This is a genomic window from Streptomyces sp. NPDC005576 (assembly GCF_042871745.1).
Taxonomy (GTDB): Bacteria; Actinomycetota; Actinomycetes; order Streptomycetales; family Streptomycetaceae; genus Streptomyces.
In genome coordinates, this window is the sequence record NZ_JBIAJC010000024.1 from 67,437 (window position 1) to 88,605 (window position 21,169).

The 21,169-nt window shown below is 73.5% G+C and carries 14 protein-coding genes, 1 tRNA gene and 1 pseudogene; 13 read left to right on the top strand and 3 right to left on the bottom strand.

The window, feature by feature from the left end; genetic code table 11:
• The first annotated feature begins 38 nt into the window (after nucleotides 1–38).
• The 4 genes from ACFYPN_RS31280 to ACFYPN_RS31295 all read left to right on the top strand — a co-directional run bounded on the left by ACFYPN_RS31280 (nucleotide 39) and on the right by ACFYPN_RS31295 (nucleotide 5,810).
• Complete coding sequence (locus ACFYPN_RS31280; protein WP_389302962.1) at nucleotides 39–590, top strand: GNAT family N-acetyltransferase; 552 nt, start codon at nucleotides 39–41, stop codon at nucleotides 588–590.
• Nucleotides 591–743: 153 nt separating this feature from the next.
• On the top strand, nucleotides 744–3,131 hold the full coding sequence (locus ACFYPN_RS31285; protein ID WP_389302965.1) for a HelD family protein: 2,388 nt from the start codon (nucleotides 744–746) through the stop codon (nucleotides 3,129–3,131).
• A gap of 513 nt (nucleotides 3,132–3,644) precedes the next feature.
• A complete protein-coding gene (locus ACFYPN_RS31290) occupies nucleotides 3,645–5,081 on the top strand; it encodes an NAD-dependent malic enzyme (RefSeq protein WP_389302967.1) in 1,437 nt (478 codons plus the stop codon).
• Nucleotides 5,082–5,528: 447 nt separating this feature from the next.
• Nucleotides 5,529–5,810 carry an HU family DNA-binding protein gene (locus tag ACFYPN_RS31295; RefSeq protein ID WP_003968811.1) on the top strand — a complete coding sequence of 94 codons (282 nt, stop codon included), beginning with the start codon at nucleotides 5,529–5,531 and terminating at the stop codon, nucleotides 5,808–5,810.
• A gap of 346 nt (nucleotides 5,811–6,156) precedes the next feature.
• Here the strand turns inward: ACFYPN_RS31295 and murA are convergent, their stop codons facing one another.
• Nucleotides 6,157–7,497 (bottom strand): UDP-N-acetylglucosamine 1-carboxyvinyltransferase, encoded by a 1,341-nt coding sequence (gene murA / locus ACFYPN_RS31300; RefSeq protein ID WP_358760381.1) that lies wholly within the window; start codon nucleotides 7,495–7,497, stop codon nucleotides 6,157–6,159.
• Between the two features lie 274 nt (nucleotides 7,498–7,771).
• On the opposite strand from murA, the gene ACFYPN_RS31305 reads away from it, so the two are divergent.
• From ACFYPN_RS31305 to ACFYPN_RS31335, 7 genes are all read left to right on the top strand, one after another.
• The gene (locus tag ACFYPN_RS31305; protein ID WP_389302971.1) at nucleotides 7,772–8,332 is read left to right on the top strand and encodes a YqgE/AlgH family protein; all 561 of its coding nucleotides are present in this window, start codon (nucleotides 7,772–7,774) and stop codon (nucleotides 8,330–8,332) included.
• A 30-nt stretch (nucleotides 8,333–8,362) separates the two neighbouring features.
• Nucleotides 8,363–8,650 (top strand): DUF3039 domain-containing protein, encoded by a 288-nt coding sequence (locus ACFYPN_RS31310; protein ID WP_389302974.1) that lies wholly within the window; start codon nucleotides 8,363–8,365, stop codon nucleotides 8,648–8,650.
• A gap of 329 nt (nucleotides 8,651–8,979) precedes the next feature.
• Nucleotides 8,980–10,668 (top strand): beta-N-acetylhexosaminidase, encoded by a 1,689-nt coding sequence (locus ACFYPN_RS31315; RefSeq protein ID WP_389302977.1) that lies wholly within the window; start codon nucleotides 8,980–8,982, stop codon nucleotides 10,666–10,668.
• Nucleotides 10,669–11,091: 423 nt separating this feature from the next.
• Nucleotides 11,092–11,988 carry an FAD binding domain-containing protein gene (locus ACFYPN_RS31320; RefSeq protein WP_358760388.1) on the top strand — a complete coding sequence of 299 codons (897 nt, stop codon included), beginning with the start codon at nucleotides 11,092–11,094 and terminating at the stop codon, nucleotides 11,986–11,988.
• Nucleotides 11,985–14,354, top strand: a complete 2,370-nt coding sequence (locus tag ACFYPN_RS31325) for a 2Fe-2S iron-sulfur cluster-binding protein (protein WP_389302980.1) — start codon at nucleotides 11,985–11,987, stop codon at nucleotides 14,352–14,354. Before ACFYPN_RS31320 ends, ACFYPN_RS31325 begins: the two co-directional genes overlap by 4 nt.
• Nucleotides 14,351–14,515 (top strand): hypothetical protein, encoded by a 165-nt coding sequence (locus ACFYPN_RS31330; RefSeq protein WP_358760392.1) that lies wholly within the window; start codon nucleotides 14,351–14,353, stop codon nucleotides 14,513–14,515. Before ACFYPN_RS31325 ends, ACFYPN_RS31330 begins: the two co-directional genes overlap by 4 nt.
• Entirely contained in the window at nucleotides 14,512–16,869 is a 2,358-nt protein-coding gene (locus tag ACFYPN_RS31335) for a xanthine dehydrogenase family protein molybdopterin-binding subunit (RefSeq protein WP_389302985.1), read from the top strand. Before ACFYPN_RS31330 ends, ACFYPN_RS31335 begins: the two co-directional genes overlap by 4 nt.
• Nucleotides 16,870–17,029: 160 nt before the next feature.
• Here ACFYPN_RS31335 and ACFYPN_RS31340 read toward each other — a convergent pair.
• Together ACFYPN_RS31340 and ACFYPN_RS31345 are read right to left on the bottom strand one after the other, a co-directional pair.
• Nucleotides 17,030–17,143 (bottom strand): annotated as a pseudogene (locus ACFYPN_RS31340) (pyridoxamine 5'-phosphate oxidase); the annotation flags it as partial.
• A gap of 130 nt (nucleotides 17,144–17,273) precedes the next feature.
• Nucleotides 17,274–17,345: transfer RNA gene (locus ACFYPN_RS31345), tRNA-Cys, on the bottom strand.
• A gap of 237 nt (nucleotides 17,346–17,582) precedes the next feature.
• On the opposite strand from ACFYPN_RS31345, the gene ACFYPN_RS31350 reads away from it, so the two are divergent.
• Both ACFYPN_RS31350 and ACFYPN_RS31355 read left to right on the top strand, forming a co-directional pair.
• Complete coding sequence (locus tag ACFYPN_RS31350; RefSeq protein ID WP_389302988.1) at nucleotides 17,583–19,058, top strand: MFS transporter; 1,476 nt, start codon at nucleotides 17,583–17,585, stop codon at nucleotides 19,056–19,058.
• Nucleotides 19,059–19,238: 180 nt separating this feature from the next.
• Nucleotides 19,239–21,020 (top strand): DEAD/DEAH box helicase, encoded by a 1,782-nt coding sequence (locus ACFYPN_RS31355; RefSeq protein ID WP_358760398.1) that lies wholly within the window; start codon nucleotides 19,239–19,241, stop codon nucleotides 21,018–21,020.
• Nucleotides 21,021–21,169: the final 149 nt, after the last annotated feature.

Consider the following 21,169-nt stretch of genomic DNA (forward strand, 5'->3'; position numbering starts at 1 on the left):
CCAGGAGCCCGTACGGCGGCGGGGGATAGCGTGCCGGGATGGACGACGCACCGCACCAGCTCTCCGCCGACAGGTTCCTGCGCCCCACCGTCGCCTCCGACGCCCCCGCGCTCGCCGAAGCGCTGTCGCGCGGCCGTACGTACATGGCCCCCTTCGAACCCGTGCGCCCCGACTCCTTCTACACGGCCGAGGGCCAGGCCGAACGCCTCGCCGGCCACCTCGCCGCCGGGGGACACGCCTGGGTCGCCGTCGACGGGGCGGACCGCGCGGTCGGCTCCTTCACCCTCTCCGGGACAGCCCTCGGCGCCTTCCGCAGCGCGGCCCTCGGCTACTGGGTCGACGTGGAGCAGACCGGCCGGGGCATCGCCACCGCGGCGGTCCGCCGGATCTGCGACCTCGCCGCCGACGACCTCGGGCTGCACCGGGTCGAGGCCGGCACCCTGCTGTACAACACCGCCTCGCAACGGGTGCTCCTGAAGTGCGGCTTCGAGGAGTACGGCATGGCCCCCAAGTTCCTGCACATCGACGGGGAATGGCGCGACCACCGGCTCTACCAGCGCATCCTGCACGACGAGCCCCCGCAGCTCTGAGAGGGGCCGCTCCGGACCGGGAGGGCACCGGCCCCTGCCCCCCTCTCGCCCGACCGGGTCCCGGCGCGCGATCGGGGCGCCCCGCCTGATGCGCACCGGCCCCTCGTCGCGTACGGTTGACGGCTGCCCAACGCACGTCAGAAAGGGGCCTCGGTGGCCGCGCAGGATGCCGCTGTCGATTCTCTGCGGGACCGCGAAATCGGTGTCGAACAGGATCATCTGGACCGGGTCTACGACCGCCTCGAAGAGAAGATCGACGAGGCTCGATTCCTCATGCACGACGCCGTCAAGCGAGGCCAGGTCGGTACCCCCGGCGCCCTCGCCGAACGGGACGCCCAGGTCTTCCGGGCGGGCATTCACCTCAACCGGCTGCACAGCGAGTTCGAGGACTTCCTCTTCGGCCGCGTCGACCTGCTCCTCGGCAAGGACGGCGAGCGCGGACCGGACGGGGCCTTCACCTCGGTCGAGCCCGCCGACGAGGCCGTACGTCCGGACGACACGGCGGACATCGCCGAGACGCTCCACATCGGCCGGATCGGCGTGCTGGCGGCCGACTACTCGCCGCTGGTGATCGACTGGCGGGCCCCGGCCGCCGCGCCGTTCTACCGCTCCACCCCCAAGGACCCCGGGCGCGTCGTGCGCCGCCGGGTCATCCGCTCCCGGGGCCGCCGCGTCCTCGGCGTCGAGGACGACCTGATGCGCCCCGAGCTGACGGCCTACCTGGACGGGCAGAAGCTGCCCGTCATCGGCGACGGCGCCCTGATGGCCGCGCTGGGCCAGGCCCGCAGCCACACCATGCGGGACATCGTCTCGTCCATCCAGGCCGAGCAGGACCTCGTCATCCGGGCCCCCGCCGCCTCCGTCACCGAGGTCACCGGCGGTCCCGGCACCGGCAAGACCGCCGTCGCCCTGCACCGCGCCGCCTACCTCCTCTACCAGGACCGGCGGCGGTACGCGGGCGGCATCCTCATCGTCTCGCCCACCCCGCTGCTCGTCGCCTACACCGAGGGCGTGCTGCCCTCCCTCGGCGAGGAGGGGCAGGTCGCCATCCGCGCGGTCGGCTCCCTCTCCGACGAGGCGGCCGGCGTCGCGGGCGCCACCACCTACGACGAGCCCGCCGTGGCCCGCATCAAGGGCTCGTCCCGGATGCTCCACGTGCTCCGCAAGGCATCGCGCGGCGCCCTGGACCAGCCCGCTCCGCGCACCGCGCCCCGCGAGGACGGCCAGCTCTCCTTCGGCGAGCCGGAGCCCGCAGCCGGCGGCGCGAGATCCGCGACCCCCACCCGGCTGCGAGTCGTCGCCTTCGGCGCCCGCGTCGAGCTGGAGGCCGACGAGCTCCAGCGCATCCGCCACAACGCGCTGGGCGGCTCCGCCCCCGTCAACCTGCTGCGCCCGCGCGCCCGCAAGCTGCTGCTCGACGCGCTCTGGAGCAAGTCGTCCGGCCGGGGCCGCTACACCGACCCCGAGCTGGCCGCCGAACTCCGCTCCTCCTTCGACGACGACGTCTCCACCGAGACCCCCTTCCTCGAATTCCTGGACGCCTGGTGGCCGGAGCTGACCCCCCGGGGGGTGCTCGCCGCGATGGCCGACGAGAAGCGGCTGGCCCGCTGGTCCCGCCGCGTCCTCAACCAGGGGGAGGTGCGCCGCCTCGCGCGCTCCCTCAAGCGCCTGGGCGCCGACGGCCAGGGCCCCCTCTCCGTTCACGACGTGGCGCTCCTGGACGAACTTCAGGCCCTGCTCGGCGCACCGGCGCGCCCCCGCAAGAAGCGCGACCTGGACCCGCTCGACCAGCTCTCCGGGCTGGAGGAGCTGATGCCGCAGCGCGAGGAGACCCGGCGCGAGCGGGCGGAGCGCCTGGCGGAGGAGCGCACCGAGTACACCCACGTCATCGTCGACGAGGCGCAGGACCTCACGCCCATGCAGTGGCGCATGGTCGGGCGCCGGGGCCGGCACGCCACCTGGACCATCGTCGGCGACCCGGCGCAGTCCTCCTGGTCCGACCCGGACGAGGCCGCCACCGCGCGCGACGAGGCGCTCGGCAACCGCCCCCGTCGCCGCTTCACGCTCACCGTGAACTACCGCAACCCGGCGGAGATCGCCGAACTGGCGTCGAAGGTGCTGGCGCTCGCGATGCCCGGCATGGAGTCGCCGGCCGCCGTCCGCTCCACGGGCATCGAGCCGCGCTTCGCGACCGTGGGCGACCAGGAGCTCGCCGACTCCGTCCGTGAGGAGGCGCGCCGGCTGCTCGGCCAGGTCGACGGCACCGTCGGCGTGGTCGTGGCGATGAACCGCCGCGCCCAGGCCCGCGACTGGCTGGCCGACCTGGGGGAGCGCGTGGTGGCGCTCGGCAGCCTGGAGGCCAAGGGGCTGGAGTACGACGCCACGGTGGTGGTCTCCCCGGCGGAGATCGCCGACGAGTCCCCGGCCGGACTGCGCGTCCTGTACGTGGCCCTCACCCGGGCGACGCAGCAGCTGACGGTGATCTCGGCCGCCGCCGACCTGCCGGACGAGAACGGGGTGCCGGACCTGCTGCGGGACTGACGGTCCGGGCGCCGCACGGGCCCCGAGGGGTCTCGCCCGGGTCGGCGGGCGGCGTCGGGCGGTGTCCGTACCGCCCGGGAACACCCGCCGGAAGAGGAACGGCGAGAGTCAACCCGTTGCGGGGGAATCACTTCTCCCGGGTGTTTGTTAGCCTGGTGTCGGCACCGGCTCGATCCAAGCCCCCGGGCCCAACCTTCGTCGCTACGAGCGACCTCTTGCCGCGAGGCGAGCATGGCGGGTCGGTGCCGTACACGTCATGGACAGGCCCGCGTCACCTCACGGTGACGCGGGCCTGTTCTGCTTGTGCGGGACGGGCGCGGGACGGGCGCGAAGGCCCCGGGGCCATCGAGTCCCGCCTCTCGCCCCGCCTCGCCTCTCTCGCATCCCGGAAGTGATCTTTCGTACTGCGGCAGTGGTTACCGGCTACTCGCCAGTAGGTGCGACGATCGGGGACGCGTGCGGGGCTCGTCCCCGCCGCTTGGCAATGAAGCTGAAAAAGTGAAGGACAAGGCCATGGCAACGGCGCCCAGCGTCTCGTACTCGATGACGGTCCGGCTGGAGGTGCCCGCGAGCGGCACCGCGGTCTCCCAGCTCACCACGGCCGTGGAGTCCTCCGGCGGCTCGGTGACCGGCCTCGACGTGACCGCCTCCGGCCACGAGAAGCTGCGGATCGACGTCACCATCGCGGCGTCCTCCACCGCGCACGCCGATGAGATCGTGGAGGGCCTGCGCGCCATCGACGGCGTCCTCCTCGGCAAGGTCTCCGACCGTACGTTCCTGATGCACCTCGGCGGCAAGATCGAGATGGCGTCCAAGCACCCCATCCGCAACCGCGACGACCTCTCGATGATCTACACCCCCGGGGTCGCCCGCGTCTGCATGGCGATCGCCGAGAACCCCGAGGACGCCCGCCGCCTGACCATCAAGCGCAACTCCGTCGCCGTCGTCACCGACGGCTCCGCCGTCCTCGGCCTCGGCAACATCGGCCCGATGGCCGCGCTGCCGGTCATGGAGGGCAAGGCAGCCCTCTTCAAGCGCTTCGCCGGCATCGACGCCTGGCCGATCTGCCTCGACACCCAGGACACCGACGCCATCGTCGAGATCGTCAAGGCCATCGCCCCCGGTTTCGCGGGCATCAACCTCGAGGACATCTCCGCGCCCCGCTGCTTCGAGATCGAGGCCCGGCTGCGCGAGGCCCTCGACATCCCCGTCTTCCACGACGACCAGCACGGCACCGCCATCGTCGTGCTCGCCTCCCTCACCAACGCGCTGCGCGTGGTCGGCAAGGCGATCGGTGACGTCCGGGTCGTCATGTCCGGCGCCGGAGCGGCCGGTACGGCCATCCTGAAGCTCCTCATCGCCGCGGGCGTCAAGCACGCGGTCGTCGCCGACATCCACGGCGTGGTGCACGCGGGACGCGAGGACCTCGTCGCGGCCCAGCCCGACTCGCCGCTGCGCTGGATCGCCGACAACACCAACCCGGAGGGCGTCACCGGCACCCTCAAGGAGGCCGTGGTCGGCGCGGACGTCTTCATCGGCGTCTCCGCCCCCAACGTCCTCGACGGCGACGACGTGGCCGCCATGGCGGACGGCGCGGTCGTCTTCGCGCTCGCCAACCCGGACCCCGAGGTGGATCCGATCGTCGCCCGCCGCACCGCGGCCGTCGTCGCCACCGGCCGCTCCGACTTCCCGAACCAGATCAACAACGTGCTGGTCTTCCCGGGCGTCTTCCGCGGCCTGCTCGACGCCCAGTCGCGCACCGTCAACACCGAGATGATGCTCGCCGCCGCCGGTGCCCTCGCCGACGTCGTCGCCGAGGACGAGCTGAACGCGAACTACATCATCCCGTCCGTCTTCAACGACAAGGTCGCCGGCGCCGTCGCCGGTGCCGTGCGGGCCGCCGCCAAGGCCGCCGGTGTCGCCGAGGCCACCCCCGCCGGACAGCTCTGACCCAGGGCTCACGTCCGGACCGGGCCGGGCCCCCGTGCCCGGTCCGGACGGAAGACCCCGGCCCGCGCGCGGCGCCCCGGCCCGGGTTCCGCGCGCGGTGCCGCGCTTCTCCCGGGACGCGCCGTACGGCGCGTCGCGGGAGACCGTGTCCCAAACGCGCCTTTAGGGTGGCGGGCAGCGGGTACACGGTCGATCAGCGCCCGGGGCCCGGCATCCGCTGCGCACCGCTCCAGGAAGTCGACGGAACGTGACCATCGACGGACCGTGACGCTTTCCGTGTGACACCGGAGGGTTCCGGATTGGCTTTCCCGCCGCAGGTGGGGGCAGGATGCGTAATCGGGCGCGAGGGTCTGACATCAGACCCGGGTCCGGGGACTGTCAGAGGGCCCTGGCAGCATCGGCTTCGATCTCACGCCTCACAGGCAAGAAGAACACGGGAGTAACAACATGAACCGCAGTGAGCTGGTGGCCGCCCTGGCCGACCGCGCCGAGGTGACCCGCAAGGACGCCGACGCCGTGCTGGCCGCTCTCGCCGAGACCGTCGGTGAGATCGTCGCCAAGGGTGACGAGAAGGTCACCATCCCCGGCTTCCTGACCTTCGAGCGCACCCACCGTGCCGCTCGCACCGCTCGTAACCCGCAGACCGGCGACCCGATCAACATCCCGGCCGGCTACAGCGTGAAGGTCTCCGCGGGCTCCAAGCTCAAGGAAGCCGCCAAGGGCAAGTAAGTCCCACAGGCGCGTCGGAGGGCGGTCACCCGGACCAGGGTGGCCGCCCTCCGGCATATGCGCCCGTCCTGATCGCCGGACGACGCCCGCGCGGCCCTCCGTGCGCCCCGTACGGGCCTGCGACCCCCGAACGGCCCCGCCAGGGCCTCATGGGGCCCGCGCGCGGCGCAGCGGCCGTCTGGGGCGTTCCGCGACGATCGGTCGTGTGGACGAGTCGCCTCCCGCGTCGGGGGACCCGGCGGCCGGGCACGTACCCACGCGAAAGCCCGCCGCCCCGGTCCCGCGCGATGCGGGCCGGGGCGGCGGGTTTCTCGGCCGGGCCGAGTCGGGTACGGCTCCGGGCGGGTCAGACCAGTGAGCCGCCGGGCAGCTCGACCTTGGCGCCGAGCTTCTCCAGCTTCTCCATGAAGTTCTCGTAGCCCCGGTTGATCAGGTCGATGCCGTGGACCCGCGAGGTGCCCTCGGCCGCCAGTGCCGCGATCAGGTACGAGAACCCGCCGCGCAGGTCGGGGATGACCAGATCCGCGCCCTGGAGCTTCGTCGGGCCGGAGACGACGGCGGAGTGCAGGAAGTTGCGCTGGCCGAAGCGGCAGTCGGAACCGCCCAGGCACTCGCGGTACAGCTGGATGTGCGCACCCATCTGGTTGAGCGCCGAGGTGAAGCCGAGCCGGGACTCGTACACCGTCTCGTGGACGATGGAGAGGCCGGTCGCCTGCGTCAGCGCCACCACCAGCGGCTGCTGCCAGTCGGTCTGGAAGCCGGGGTGGACGTCCGTCTCCAGCGCGATGGCCTTGAGCGGGCCGCCCGGGTGCCAGAAGCGGATGCCCTCGTCGTCGATCTCGAAGGCGCCGCCGACCCGGCGGAAGGTGTTGAGGAAGGTCATCATCGAACGCTGCTGGGCGCCGCGCACGTAGATGTTGCCCCCGGTCGCCAGCGCCGCCGACGCCCAGGAAGCCGCCTCCAGACGGTCCGGGATCGCCTGGTGGGTGTACCCGTCGAGCTTGTCGACACCGGTGATCCGGATGGTCCGGTCGGTGTCCATGGAGATGATCGCGCCCATCTTCTGCAGTACGCAGATGAGGTCCTCGATCTCCGGCTCCACGGCCGCGTTGGACAGCTCGGTGACGCCCTCGGCGAGCACGGCCGTCAGCAGCACCTGCTCGGTGGAGCCCACCGAGGGGTACGGCAGCCGGATCTTCGTACCGCGCAGTCGCTGCGGGGCCTCCAGGTACTGCCCGTCCGCCCGCTTCTCGATCGTCGCGCCGAAGCGGCGCAGCACGTCGAAGTGGAAGTCGATGGGCCGGCCGCCGATGTCGCAGCCGCCGAGACCGGGGATGAAGGCGTGGCCGAGGCGGTGGAGCAGCGGACCGCAGAAGAGGATCGGGATGCGGGACGAGCCCGCGTGGGCGTCGATGTCGGCGACGTTGGCGCTCTCGACGTGCGTGGGGTCCAGGACCAGCTCGCCCGGTTCGTCACCCGGGCGCACCGTCACGCCGTGCAGCTGCAGCAGACCCCGCACGACCCGCACGTCGCGGATGTCGGGGACGTTGCGCAGCCTGCTGGGACCGCTGCCGAGGAGAGCGGCGACCATTGCCTTGGGCACCAGGTTCTTGGCGCCTCGGACGCGGATTTCGCCCTCCAGCGGGGTGCCGCCGTGGACAAGCAGGACATCGTCTGTGCCGGTCATGAATCTCGCGTTCCGGAGTGGTCGGGCAGGGGGCCAACGGAAAGGGTAATGGCCTCCTACCCCCCGTCCCGCAGGCGATGCGGCGTGTACGGCCACCAGGAATCCCGTTGCGGCACGTTCCGCACGCGCCGCCTCGCACAGCGTCACCGGTCCGGGCCCCGCCGGGGCGTGCGCTCCCCCGTGCCCCCGCGCGCCCGAGCCGTGCCGCCCGGGCATCACCGCAGGACAGCCCTTCGGCCCCCGCGCGGGCCCGGGATGCGGGATCATTTCCCCCATGACCGAGGTGTCCTCCCTCACAGGCCGGCTGCTGGTGGCCACACCCGCTCTCGCGGACCCGAACTTCGACCGCGCGGTGGTGCTCCTCCTCGACCACGACGAGGAGGGCTCGCTCGGCGTGATCCTCAACCGCCCCACCCCGGTGGAGGTCGGCGACATCCTCCAGGCATGGGCCGGCCTGTCGGGGACGCCCGACGTCGTCTTCCAGGGCGGACCCGTCTCGCTGGACTCCGCGCTCGGAGTCGCCGTCATCCCCGGGGACGAGGGACCGCTCGGCTGGCGCCGGGTCCACGGAGCGATCGGCCTGGTCGATCTGGAGGCCCCGCCGCAACTGCTCTCGGCGGCCCTCGGCTCGCTGCGGATCTTCGCCGGATACGCCGGCTGGGGCCCGGGCCAGCTGGAGACCGAGCTGGCGGAGGGGGCCTGGTTCGTGGTCGATTCGGAGCCGGGCGACGTCGCCTCCCCGCAGCCGGAGAAGCTCTGGCGGGCCGTCCTGCGGCGCCAGCGCAGCGAACTGGCCATGGTCGCCACGTACCCCGACGACCCTTCGCTGAACTGACGGCCGCGCTCTTCAGTACCCTTGGCGCTCATGAGCACTCTTGAGCCCGAGCGCGGGGCAGGTACGGGGACCCTCGTAGAGCCGGTGCCGCAGGTATCGAACGGCGACGGCGACCACGAGCGCTACGCCCACTACGTCCAGAAGGACAAGATCATGGCGAGTGCCCTGGAGGGCACGCCCGTGGTCGCACTCTGCGGGAAGGTCTGGGTACCGGGGCGCGACCCCAAGAAGTACCCGGTCTGTCCGATGTGCAAGGAGATCTACGAGTCCATGGGCGCGGGCGGCGACAAGGACAAGGGCGGCAAGGACAAGAAGTAGGCCGGGCCGGCTTCCTCCGGGACCGGCTTCCCTCCGGGCGGGCTCCTTCTCCGGGCCCTTCCAGGGCCTTCCGGCTCCTTCCCGGGCCTTCCGGCTCCCGGTCTTCCGGCTCCTTCCCGGCCCTCCGGATCCTTGCCCGGCTTCCGGGTCCTTCACGAACCACGGTCCCCGTGACGCGGCGCGAGCACGCGGCACGGGGATTCGCCATGTCCGGCGGGCGGTCCTCCCCGCCCCTCGCCGCCCGCGTTCCGCCGCGCCCGTGGTGCGCCCCGTCCCCTGGTCCGGACCAATGGTTCCGTTTCCGGCCGGTGTGATGCAGGATGCGCCCCATGCACCCGGACACACTCTCCCCGGCAGGCGCGGACGCGCCCGCCGACACGGTCACGGCCCTCGGCCTCGTACCGGCTCCCGTCGCCGCCCGTACCGGCGGCGACGACCCGTTCGTCCTGGACGCCGGCACCACCCTGGCCGCCGGACCCGGCACCGGGTCCACCGGGCGCTGGCTGCGGTCCGTGCTCGGCGCGGCGTTCGGCCTCCCGCTCGCACCGGGACGGGCCGGCGGGCCCGGCGCGATCGAGCTGCTGACCGACCCCGGCCTGGAGCCCGAGGGCTACCGGCTGACCGCCGGGGCCGCGACCGGCGTACGCATCACGGGCGGCAGCCCCGCCGGAGTCTTCCTCGGCGCCCAGACGCTCCGTCAGCTCCTCGGCCCGGAGGCGTTCCGCCGTGCCCCGGTCGCCCCCGACGCCAGGCCCGCCGTCCCCGCCGTCGAGATCGAGGACGCCCCGCGCTTCGCCTGGCGCGGTTTCATGCTCGACGTCGCCCGGCACTTCACGCCCAAGGACGACGTGCTGCGCCACCTCGACCTGCTGGCCGCGCACAAACTGAACGTCTTCCACTTCCACCTCACCGACGACCAGGGATGGCGCGTCGAGATCAAGCGCCACCCGCGCCTCACCGAGCGGGGCGCCTGGCGGTCCCGCACCAAGTACGGCCACCGTTCCTCGGAGCTCTGGGACGAGACCCCGTACGGCGGCTTCTACACCCAGGACGACATCCGCGAGATCGTCGCCTACGCCGCCGAGCGGCACATCCGGGTCGTCCCCGAGATCGAGATCCCGGGCCACTCCCAGGCCGCCATCGCCGCCTACCCGGAGCTGGGCAACACCGACGTCGTCGACACCGCCGCCCTCACGCCCTGGGACCGCTGGGGCGTCAGCACCCACGTGCTCGCCCCCACCGAGGCGGTCCTGCGGTTCTACGAGGGCGTGTTCGAGGAGATCCTGGAGCTCTTCCCCGCCGAGGTGTCGCCGTTCGTCCACGTCGGCGGCGACGAGTGCCCCAAGGACGAGTGGAGGGCGTCCCCCGCCGCGCAGGCCCGTATCGAGGAACTGGGCGTGGGGGACGAGGTCGGTCTCCAGTCCTGGTTCATCCGCCACTTCGACCGCTGGCTCACCGCCCGGGGCCGCCGGCTCATCGGATGGGACGAGATCCTGGAGGGCGGACTGCCCGAGGGCGCGGCCGTCTCCTCCTGGCGCGGGTACGCGGGCGGCGTCGCCGCCGCCGAGGCCGGCCACGACGTGGTGATGTGCCCGGTGCAGCAGGTCTACCTCGACTACCGGCAGGACGGCGGCCCCGACGAACCGATCCCCATCGGGTACGTCCGCACCCTGGAGGACGTCTACCGCTTTGAACCCGTGCCGGAGGGGCTGTCGGAGGAGGCCGCCCGGCACGTCCTCGGTACCCAGGGGAACGCCTGGACGGAGGTCATGCAGGACCGGGCCCGCGTCGACTACCAGGTCTACCCGCGCCTGGCGGCCCTCGCCGAGGTCGCCTGGAGCGAACTGCCCGCCCCCGCAGCCCGTGACTTCGCCGGATTCACCGCCCGTATGGACACGCATTACGCCCGACTGGACGCCCTGGGCGTCGGGTACCGCCCGCCGTCAGGCCCGCTGCCGTGGCAGCGCCGCCCCGGAATCGGCGGCCATCCCATCGAGGGCGCACCCCCGGTCGTGTGATTCCGCCCGCCGGATTCCGCCCGTGGCCGGGCGGAATCCGGGGGACCGCCCGGCCGGACGGGAATGCCGGCCGACCATTTCGGTGGTGATCCGGGTCTGGTGCGAGTTGGCCGAAACTTTGCGTTCCGCCCGGAGCCGACGGACGTACCCGGACCGCCCTGCACCGCGTGCCGTCAGGGACGAACGGTCCTCCGCGCCCCCGCGCGCGGCCCTCGGCGACGCGCCGTCATGTGGCCATTCACACCCCGTACCGAAGTAGTACGAACCAGGATTTTCGGTCCTTTCGGTGACGGATGCAACCTTCGTGGACCCTCGCGCCGGACCTGCCGGAAGATGTGCCAGAGTTGCCACGTCCGGGCTGTGAGCACGTACCGTACGGCGGAACGGGCCGGAGGGCCTGGACACCGGGAAGGGGCAGCTGGGTTGACCACGCACGCACCGCAGGCGACGCAGTCGGTGACAATGCCTGCATCGATCGACGAGGCTGTGGCAGCCCTCGGCGCCATGCCCGCCGCGGTTCCGGTGGCCGGCGGCACGGATCTCATGGCGGCCGTCAACCAAGGTCTGCTGCGCCCCTCGGGACTCGTCGGACTCGGCCGCATCAGCGAGCTGCGTGGCTGGAACTACCAGGACGGCCACGCCCTGCTCGGCACCGGCCTCACCCACGCCCGCATGGGACGCCCCGACTTCGCCGCGCTGATCCCCGCGCTCGCCGCGTCCGCGCGCGCCGCGGGGCCGCCCCAGATCCGCAACGCGGGCACCCTCGGGGGCAACATCGCGAGCGCCGCACCGAGCGGCGACACCCTGCCCGTGCTGGCCGCGCTGGAGGCCGAGCTGGTCATCGCCGGCCCCGGCGGACGCCGCCGCGAGATGCCGGTCTCCTACCTGCTCGCGGGCCGGGAACTGCTCGAACCCGCGGAGCTGATCGCCTTCGTCCGGGTCCCCCTGCTGCATGCCCCGCAGGTGTTCCTCAAGGCCACCGGCCGCACCGGACCCGGCCGGGCCATGGCCTCCGTCGCGATCGTCCTCGACCCGGCCCGCCGCGGGGTGCGGTGCGCGGTGGGCGCCATCGCGCCGATGCCGCTGCGCCCGCTGGAGGCCGAGCAGTGGATCGCCTCGCTGATCGACTGGGACGGCGCGCGGGGCCTGGCTCCCGACGCCCTGGCCGCCTTCGGCGAGTACGTCGCCGCGGCCTGCATCCCGGACCAGGTACCGTCGGCCGAAGGGGAGGCGCCACCACCGCTGCCACCCGCCGTTCTGCACCTGCGGCGCACCGTCGCCGCGCTGGCCCGGCGCGCGCTGGGGAGGGCACTGTCGTGAGCAATGAGAACAACCCTGAACAGCACGGACAGCAGGGGGAGTACGAACCCGAGCCGCGCTACGGGTCCTGGCAGCCGACGCGCCAGAGCGGCGAGTACGACGCCGACGCGACGGCCTTCGTGCACCTGCCGCCGGAAGACCTGGCCGACGCCCCGCTGGCCGCTCCCGGCCACGGCTACGTACCGCCGATGATCCTGCCGCTGACGCCCGCCGCCGGGCGCGACCGGGCCGCCGCGGGCGGGTGGAACGCACGGCCGCAGCCGGACGGACAGCCCACCCGGCACGGCTCGGACGGCTCCGGCACGCCCGGCGCGGTGCACTGGCCGGACCCGAACCAGCAGAGCCCGTACGCCCCGTACGAGCAGTCGGCCGGGCACCACACCGAGCAGTGGAACTTCGCCGAGGGCACCGACGGGTCCGGCGCGACGGACGGGTCCGACCACGGCCCGGACACCGGCGCCCACCAGGCCGGTCAGGGAGGGTACGGACCCGGCACCTCGGTGTACGGGGGGCACCCGGACTCCCACTCCGGCTACGAGGCGGCCCCGGCCCACGAGGGGTACCCGCCGTACACCGCGCCCGGGGCCTACGAGCCGCCGTACGAGCCGCCCTACGAGCCGCCGTACGAGGGCGAGCAGGGCACCCGGAGCGACCACGGCGCCGAGGACCACTTCGGGCACGAGGACCACGCCGGGCACTCGGACCACGCCGGGCACACCGGTCACACGGACACGTCGGGGTACCAGGACCACACCGGGCACACGGATCACGCGAACCACACCGAGCACCAGGGCCACGCCGGGCACGTGGATCACGCGAACCACACCGAGCACCAGGACCACACCGGCCACGTGGATCACGCGAACCACACCGAGCACCAGGACCACACCGGCCACGTGGATCTCTCCGGCCACGGTGACCCCGTCGGGCACACCGGTCAGTGGACGATCCCGGTCGCGGACGGGGACCTGCCGGAGGAGTCCGGGGAGTTCGCCGCTTCCCCGGCCCTCACGCAGTGGTACACCGGCGCCACCCCGCCGGCCACGCTCCCCGGCGGTGCCGCCGCGCCCTGGGCGACCCAGGAATTCGTCGTACCGGAACCAGAACCAGAACCGGCACCGCAGGCGGGGTCCGAGCAGGAAGCGCGGCCGGGACCGGAGTTCGAGCCGGACCCCTTCCAGGGGCCCGGGGCGGACGAGGACGGGGAGGGCCGTCCCTCGGCCGAACGGTCGGAGGACGCGCGGGTGGACGCAGGTGACGACCCGGTACGGGACGCCGACGCACCCACGACGGTCGCCGACACGCTGACGACGGCCGAGGACGGGCCCGCGCACCCGGCGGAGGCGGAGACCGCCCCCGAGGCCGCGGACGGGCCCCACGCGGACGGTCCCCACGCCGCGGACGGGCCGTCCCACGCGGACGGTCCCGACGCCGAGGACGGGCCCGACACCCGGGACGGAGCCGCGCAGGAGACGGCCGCCGAGGAGCCTCAGGACGGGCCCGACGCCCCGGAGGCTGCGGACACGGCGGAGGCTGCGGACACGGTGGAGGCTGCGGACGCGGCGGACGCCGACCCGGGCCCCGGCACCGGCGAGGGCGAAGTCCCGGCCGCGTCGGACGGGTTCGCGCCCGAGGCCCTCAACGCGTCGGACGGGTTCGCGCCCGAGGCCCTCAACGCGTCGGACGGGTTCGCGCCCGAGGTATTCGCCGCCGAGGAGTTCGCGTCCGAGGAGCCGCTGCCCGCCCCGGAGGCCGTACAACTGCCGAGCGAGCACCCCGGCGCCTCGTACGTCCTGCACGTCAACGGCGTGGACCGCCCGGTCGCTGACGCCTGGATCGGCGAGTCGCTGCTCTACGTGCTCCGTGAGCGGCTCGGCCTGGCGGGCGCCAAGGACGGCTGCTCGCAGGGCGAATGCGGCGCCTGCAACGTCCAGGTCGACGGCCGCCTCGTCGCCTCCTGCCTCGTCCCGGCGGCCACCACCGCCGGCAGCGAGGTCCGGACGGTCGAGGGACTCGCCGTCGACGGCGAACCCTCCGACGTACAGCGCGCGCTCGCCGCGTGCGGGGCCGTCCAGTGCGGTTTCTGCATCCCCGGCATGGCCATGACCGTCCACGACCTGCTGGAGGGCAACCACGCCCCCAGCGAGCTCCAGACGCGCCAGGCGCTGTGCGGCAACCTCTGCCGCTGCTCCGGTTACCGGGGCGTGCTCGACGCGGTGCGCGAAGTCGTGGCTTCCCGCGCCGCGAGCGCCGAGGCCGCGTCCCCCGCCGGCCCCCACGACGTCGGCGAGGCCCGCATCCCGCACCAGGCCGCACCCGGCGCCGGTGGCGTCCAGGCCCCACCGCACCAGGGAGGCGCGCGGTGAGCCCCGCCGCCTGCCCACCCGTCCGCACCGGTCTCCGCGCGTCCACCTCGGCGGACGCGCGCCCGGCGCAGCGGCGTCACCGCGACGCCACCCCCCAGGTCAACGTCACCGGCACCCCCAGCCGCCGCCGCGGCAGAGCGAACGACAAGGAGGCGGCGTGACCAGCGACGCGGCCACCGCGGCCAACGCGACCAGCACCACCACCCTGCCCCGGACCGACGGCGCGTCCGGTGCCCCCGGCGCCCCGGCTCCCGGGGCGCCCGTACACGGCCTCGGCGCCTCGCTGCCGGCCGCCGACGCCCGCGCCAAGACCGAGGGCACCTTCCCGTACGCGGCCGACCTGTGGGCCGAGGGACTGCTCTGGGCGGCCGTGCTGCGATCGCCGCACCCGCACGCCCGGATCCTCTCCGTCGACACCACCGCCGCCGCCGAGATGCCCGGCGTGCGCGCGGTCGTCACCCACCAGGACATCCCCGGTGAGACCCTCTACGGCCGCCAGGTCGTGGACCGCCCGGTCTTCGCCTCCGACCTGGTGCGCCACCACGGCGAGGCCATCGCCGCCGTCGCCGCCGACCACCCGGACACCGCGCGCCTCGCCGCCGCCGCCATCGCCGTCGAGTACGAGGTCCTGGAGCCGGTCACCGACCCCGAGAAGGCGTTCGAGGCCGAGCCGCTGCACCCCGACGGCAACCTCGTCCGCCACATCCCGCTCCGTTACGGCGACCCGGACGCCACCGGGGAGATCGTCGTGGACGGCCTCTACCGCATCGGCCGTCAGGACCCGGCGCCCATCGGTGCCGAGGCCGGGCTCGCCGTGCCCCGGCCGGACGGCGGCGTCGAGCTGTACACCGCCTCCACCGACCCGCACACCGACCGCGATCTCGCCGCCGCCTGCTTCGGCCTGGAACCCGACCGGGTGCGGGTCGTGGTGACCGGCGTCCCCGGCGCCACCGGCGACCGCGAGGACCCCGGCTTCCAGATCCCGCTCGGCCTGCTCGCCCTGCGCACCGGCTGCCCGGTGAAGCTCGCCGCCACCCGCGAGGAGTCCTTCCTCGGCCACGCCCACCGCCACCCCACGCTGCTGCGCTACCGTCACCACGCGGACGCCGAAGGCCGGTTGGTCAAGGTGGAGGCCCAAATCCTGCTGGACGCCGGGGCGTACGCCGACGCGTCCTCCGATTCCCTCGCGGCGGCGGTCGCGTTCGCCTGCGGTCCCTACGTCGTCCCGCACGCCTTCGTGGAGGGCTGGGCCGTCCGCACCAACAACCCGCCCTCCGGGCACGTCCGGGGCGAAGGCGCGATGCAGGTGTGTGCCGCGTACGAGGGCCAGATGGACAAGCTGGCCGCCAAGCTGGGCATCGAACCCGCCGAGATCCGGCTCCGCAACACCCTCGCCACCGGCGACCTCCTGCCGACCGGCCAGACCGTCACCTGCCCCGCCCCGGTGGCCGAACTCCTCGAAGCCGTCAGGGACTTCCCGCTTCCCACGCTGCCGAAGGACACCCCCGAGGAGGAGTGGCTGCTGCCCGGCGGCCCGGAGGGCGCCGGTGAGCCCGGAGCCGTACGCCGGGGTGTCGGGTACGCCCTGGGCATGGTCCACATGCTGGGCGCGGAGGGCACCGACGAGGTCTCGACCGCCACCGTGCGCGTCCACGACGGGATCGCCACCGTGCTCTGCGCGGCCGTCGAGACCGGCCAGGGCTTCACCACCCTCGCGCGCCAGATCGTGCAGGAGACCCTCGGCGTCGAAGAGGTCCACGTCGCCTCCGTCGACACCGACCAGCCGCCGGCCGGACCGACCACCCACGGCCGGCACACCTGGGTCTCCGGCGGGGCCGTGGAGCGCGCCGCGAAGATGGTGCGCACCCAGCTGCTCCAGCCACTGGCCCACAAGTTCGGCATGTCCGTGGAGCTGCTGCAGATCGCCGACGGCAAGATCACCTCGTACGACGGGGTGCTCTCCACCACGGTCATGGAGGCGCTGGACGGCAAGGAACTCTGGGCGACCGCCCAGTGCCGCCCGCACCCCACCGAGCCGCTGGACGAATCCGGCCAGGGCGACGCCTTCGTCGGGCTCGCCTTCTGCGCGGTCCGCGCGGTGGTCGACGTCGACATCGAGCTCGGCTCGGTCCGGGTGGTCGAGATGGCCGTCGCCCAGGACGTCGGCCGGGTGCTCAACCCGGCCCAGCTCGCCGCACGCATCGAGGCGGGCGTCACCCAGGGCATCGGCGCCGCGCTCACCGAGAACCTCCGGACCGCCCGGGGCCTGGTCCGCCACCCCGACCTCACCGGGTACGCACTGCCCACGGCCCTGGACGCCCCGGACATCCGCATTGTGAAGCTGGTCGAGGAGCGCGACGTGGTCGCGCCCTTCGGCGCCAAGCCCGTCTCCGCGGTGCCGGTGGTCACCTCCCCGGCGGCGGTGGCCGCCGCCATCCGCGCCGCCACCGGCCGGCCGATCAACCGGCTTCCCGTCCGCCCCCAGGCAGCGGTCGCGGCGGTACCGAAGGGCTGAGGGGGGCTGCCCGCAATTCCTGGCGGGTGCGCGGCGCCGACTACGGCACCTCGCCGCCTTGTCGGAACGTCCCCATACATCCAGTATGCGGACGCCCCTCCGCCTTGCGATGCACGCGTCCGACGCCGCGCACTGATCCACCACGAATCGCGGGACAGCCCCGGGCGTCCGCCGACCGCCACTGCTCCGGCTTCCAGGCGCCGCTGCGCGGAGCGACTGGGGCAGTGCGGGTACACCTCCTCGATCCCAGGACCAGCGCGCGGGCGGGCGGCTTGCGGCGCAGCGCCTCGTGGTCGGGCACCGCCCGTCGCGCCCACCTGCCGGCACCCGCACACGCGAGAGCGGCCGTCCCCCCGGTGCGGGGACGGCCGCTCTCGCGTACGGCGCGAACGCCGTGTCTTCTGAGGCCGTGACCGGATTCGAACCGGTGTAACTCGAGTTGCAGTCGAGCCCCTGAACCTCTCGGGCACACGGCCGAGGTGTGGTGCCTCGGTGTTGCCATGACCGTACGGGCCCCGGGGCGGCCGGCTCAAGGGTTTCGACGGGCCCGCAATACGACTGCCACACGCCGTTCACAACGGCGGCTCCCGGCGCGCCGCCCCCGAGTGCGCCCGCCCCGGGGCGCGGAGGCGTGCGGACCTACGACCATCGGACCACCCCGCCCCCTCCCCGCGACAGGGCCCAACCCGGTGCATGCCCCTTACCCTGGTGCGATGACCGCCCTGGACCCCCGCGACGCCGACGTCGCGGCCGCCCCCCTGCCCGCCCCCGCCCCGGCCGACGACTCCACCGAGGGCGTGCTGGGGCGGACCTACCGCGCCCTGAGCATCGGCATCGTCTCCGTGGTGCTGCTCATCGCCTTCGAGGCGACCGCCGTGGGGACCGCGATGCCGGTCGCCGCACGCGAACTGCACGGGGTCCCGCTCTACGCCTTCGCCTTCTCCGCGTACTTCACCACCAGCCTCTTCGCCATGGTGTTCTCCGGGCAGTGGGCCGACCGGAGCGGGCCGCTCCGCCCCCTCGCGGCAGGGATCAGCGCCTTCGCCGCCGGGCTGCTGCTCTCCGGCTCGGCGACCGGCATGTGGATGTTCATCGCCGGCCGGGCCGTGCAGGGGCTCGGCGGGGGACTGGTGATCGTCGCCCTGTACGTCGTCGTCGGCCGCGCCTACCCGGAGCGCATCCGCCCCGCGATCATGGCGGCCTTCGCCGCGAGCTGGGTCATCCCCTCCGTGGTCGGACCGCTCGCCTCGGGCACGATCACCGAGCACCTGGGCTGGCGCTGGGTCTTCAACAGCATCCCCGTCCTCATCGTCTTCCCGCTGGCGCTCGCCCTGCCCGCGATACGCCGCAGGGCCGGCGGCCCGGCGGACGAGGCCGCGGGCGCCAAGCCCTTCGACCGCCGCCGCATCCGGCTCGCCCTCGCCATCTCGGTCGGCGCCGGGCTGCTCCAGTACGCCGGACAGGAACTGAACTGGTTCGCGCTGCTGCCCGCCGCCGCGGGGGCCGCACTGATGGCCCCCGCCGTCCGGGGACTGCTGCCCACCGGAACCGTGCGTGCCGTGCGCGGGCTGCCCGCCGTGGTGCTGCTGCGCGGGGTCTCGGCCGGGTCCTTCATCGCCGCCGAGTCCTTCGTACCGCTGATGCTGGTGACCCAGCGCGGGCTGAGCCCGACGATGGCCGGGCTGTCGCTGGCGGCGGGGGGCGGCACCTGGGCGCTCGGATCGTTCATCCAGTCCCGGCCCCGGATGGAGCCGCACCGGGAGCGCCTGATGTTCGTCGGCATGCTCATGGTGACCGTGGCGATCCTGGCCGCGCCCTCCGTACTGATCCACTCCGTGCCCGCCTGGACCGTGGCCGTCGCCTGGGCGGTCGGCTGTTTCGGCATGGGCATGGTGATCGCGTCGACCAGTGTGATGATGCTCAAGCTCTCCACCCCGCAGGAGGCGGGCGCCAACTCCGCCGCCCTCCAGATCTCCGACGGGCTCTCCAACGTCCTGCTCCTCGCGATCGGCGGCGCGGCCTTCGCAGCCCTCGGCGGCGGCGCGGTGGGCGCCGTCCACGAGACCGTCGGGTCGGGCGCCCCGGGTGGCCACCCGGGGGCCTTCGCGGCGGTCTTCCTGCCCATGGCGGCGGTGGCCCTGGTCGGCGCCTGGGTGGCGACCAGGGTGCGGGCGCCGCGCACCGGCTGAGCGGTGCGGAGCGCTGTCCGCCGTTTGTGAAGAGGGTCTCAACCGGGCCGAACCACGCCTCGTCCGTACGGGGTTCCGCCCGGCCCCCCGGTAAGGTGGCCCGGTTGTCGTATCGCGTACCGGGTGTTCCCGGCGGTACCGGCAGCACCCCACGTACCCGAGAGACCCGAACCGGAGACCGTGACTACTACCGCCTCCCACAACCTCTCACCCGCCTTTCCCGGCCGCGCCCCCTGGGGCACGGCGGGCAAGCTGCGAGCCTGGCAGCAGGGTGCCATGGAGAGGTACGTCCAGGAGCAGCCGCGCGACTTCCTCGCGGTCGCCACCCCCGGCGCCGGAAAGACGACCTTCGCGCTGACCCTCGCCTCGTGGCTGCTGCACCACCACGTCGTCCAGCAGATCACCGTCGTCGCGCCGACCGAGCACCTCAAGAAGCAGTGGGCGGAGGCAGCCGCCCGGATAGGGATCAAGCTCGACCCCGAGTACAGCGCCGGTCCCGTGAGCAAGGAGTACCACGGGGTCGCCGTCACGTACGCCGGTGTCGGTGTCCGCCCGATGCTGCACCGCAACCGGTGCGAGCAGCGCAAGACCCTCGTGATCCTGGACGAGATCCACCACGCCGGTGACTCGAAGTCCTGGGGCGAGGCATGCCAGGAGGCGTTCGATCCCGCCACCCGGCGGCTCGCGCTGACCGGTACCCCGTTCCGCTCCGACACCAACCCGATCCCCTTCGTGACGTACGAGGAGGGCAACGACGGCATCCGGCGCTCCTCCGCCGACTACACGTACGGCTACGGCAACGCCCTCGCCGACGGGGTCGTCCGCCCGGTGATCTTCCTCAGCTACAGCGGCAACATGCGCTGGCGCACCAAAGCCGGTGACGAGATCGCCGCCCGCCTCGGCGAACCGATGACCAAGGACGCCATCGGCCAGGCCTGGCGCACCGCCCTCTCGCCCACCGGCGACTGGATCCCCAACGTGCTCACCGCCGCCGACAAGCGGCTCACCGAGGTCCGCAAGGGCATCCCGGACGCCGGCGGCCTGGTCATCGCCACCGACCAGGAATCGGCCCGCGCCTACGCGAAGATCCTCAAGTCCGTCACCGGCGAGAAGCCGACCGTGGTCCTCTCCGACGAGAAGGCCGCCTCGAAGAACATCGACAAGTTCAGCGCCGACCAGTCGCGCTGGATGGTCGCCGTCCGCATGGTGTCCGAGGGCGTCGACGTACCCCGCCTCGCGGTCGGCGTGTACGCGACGACGATCTCGACCCCGCTCTTCTTCGCCCAGGCCGTCGGCCGTTTCGTACGGTCCCGCAGGCGCGGCGAGACCGCCTCCGTCTTCGTCCCCACCATCCCGATGCTGCTCGACTTCGCCAACGAGATGGAGGTCGAGCGCGACCACGTCCTCGACAAGCCGAAGAAGGGCAGCGACGAGGAGAACCCCTTCGCGGAGGAGGACAAGCTCCTCGCCGACGCCGAACGGCTGGAGGACGAGGAAACCGAGGACCAGCTGCCCTTCGAGGCGCTGGAGTCCGACGCCGTCTTCGACCGGGTGCTCTACGACGGGGCCGAGTTCGGCATGCAGGCCCACCCCGGCAGCGAGGAGGAGCAGGACTACCTCGGCATCCCCGGCCTGCTCGAGCCCGACCAGGTGCAACTGCTGCTCCAGAAGCGGCAGACCCGGCAGATCGCGCACAGCCGCACCAAGCCCGCCGCCGAGGCCGACCTCCTGGAGAAGCCGGCCGAGGCACGCCCGGTGGTCACCCACAAGCAGCTGCTGAGCCTGCGCAAGCAGCTCAACACGATGGTCTCGGCCTACACCCACCAGAGCGGCAAACCGCACGGCGTGCTCCACAACGAGCTGCGCCGGGTCTGCGGCGGCCCGCCGAGCGCGGAGGCCACGGCCGGCCAGATCCAGGACCGGATCAAGAAGGTCCAGGAGTGGGCCACCCGGATGAAGTGAGGCTCCCCGGGCGACCGGAGTGCGGGGGGGGGGGGGGGGGGGGGGGGGGCCCCCCCCCCCCCCCCCCCCCCCCCCCGCCCCCCCCGGCCCCCCCCCCCCCCCCCCCCCCCCCCCCCCCCCCCCCCCCCCCGGGGCGCCGCGGGGCCCCC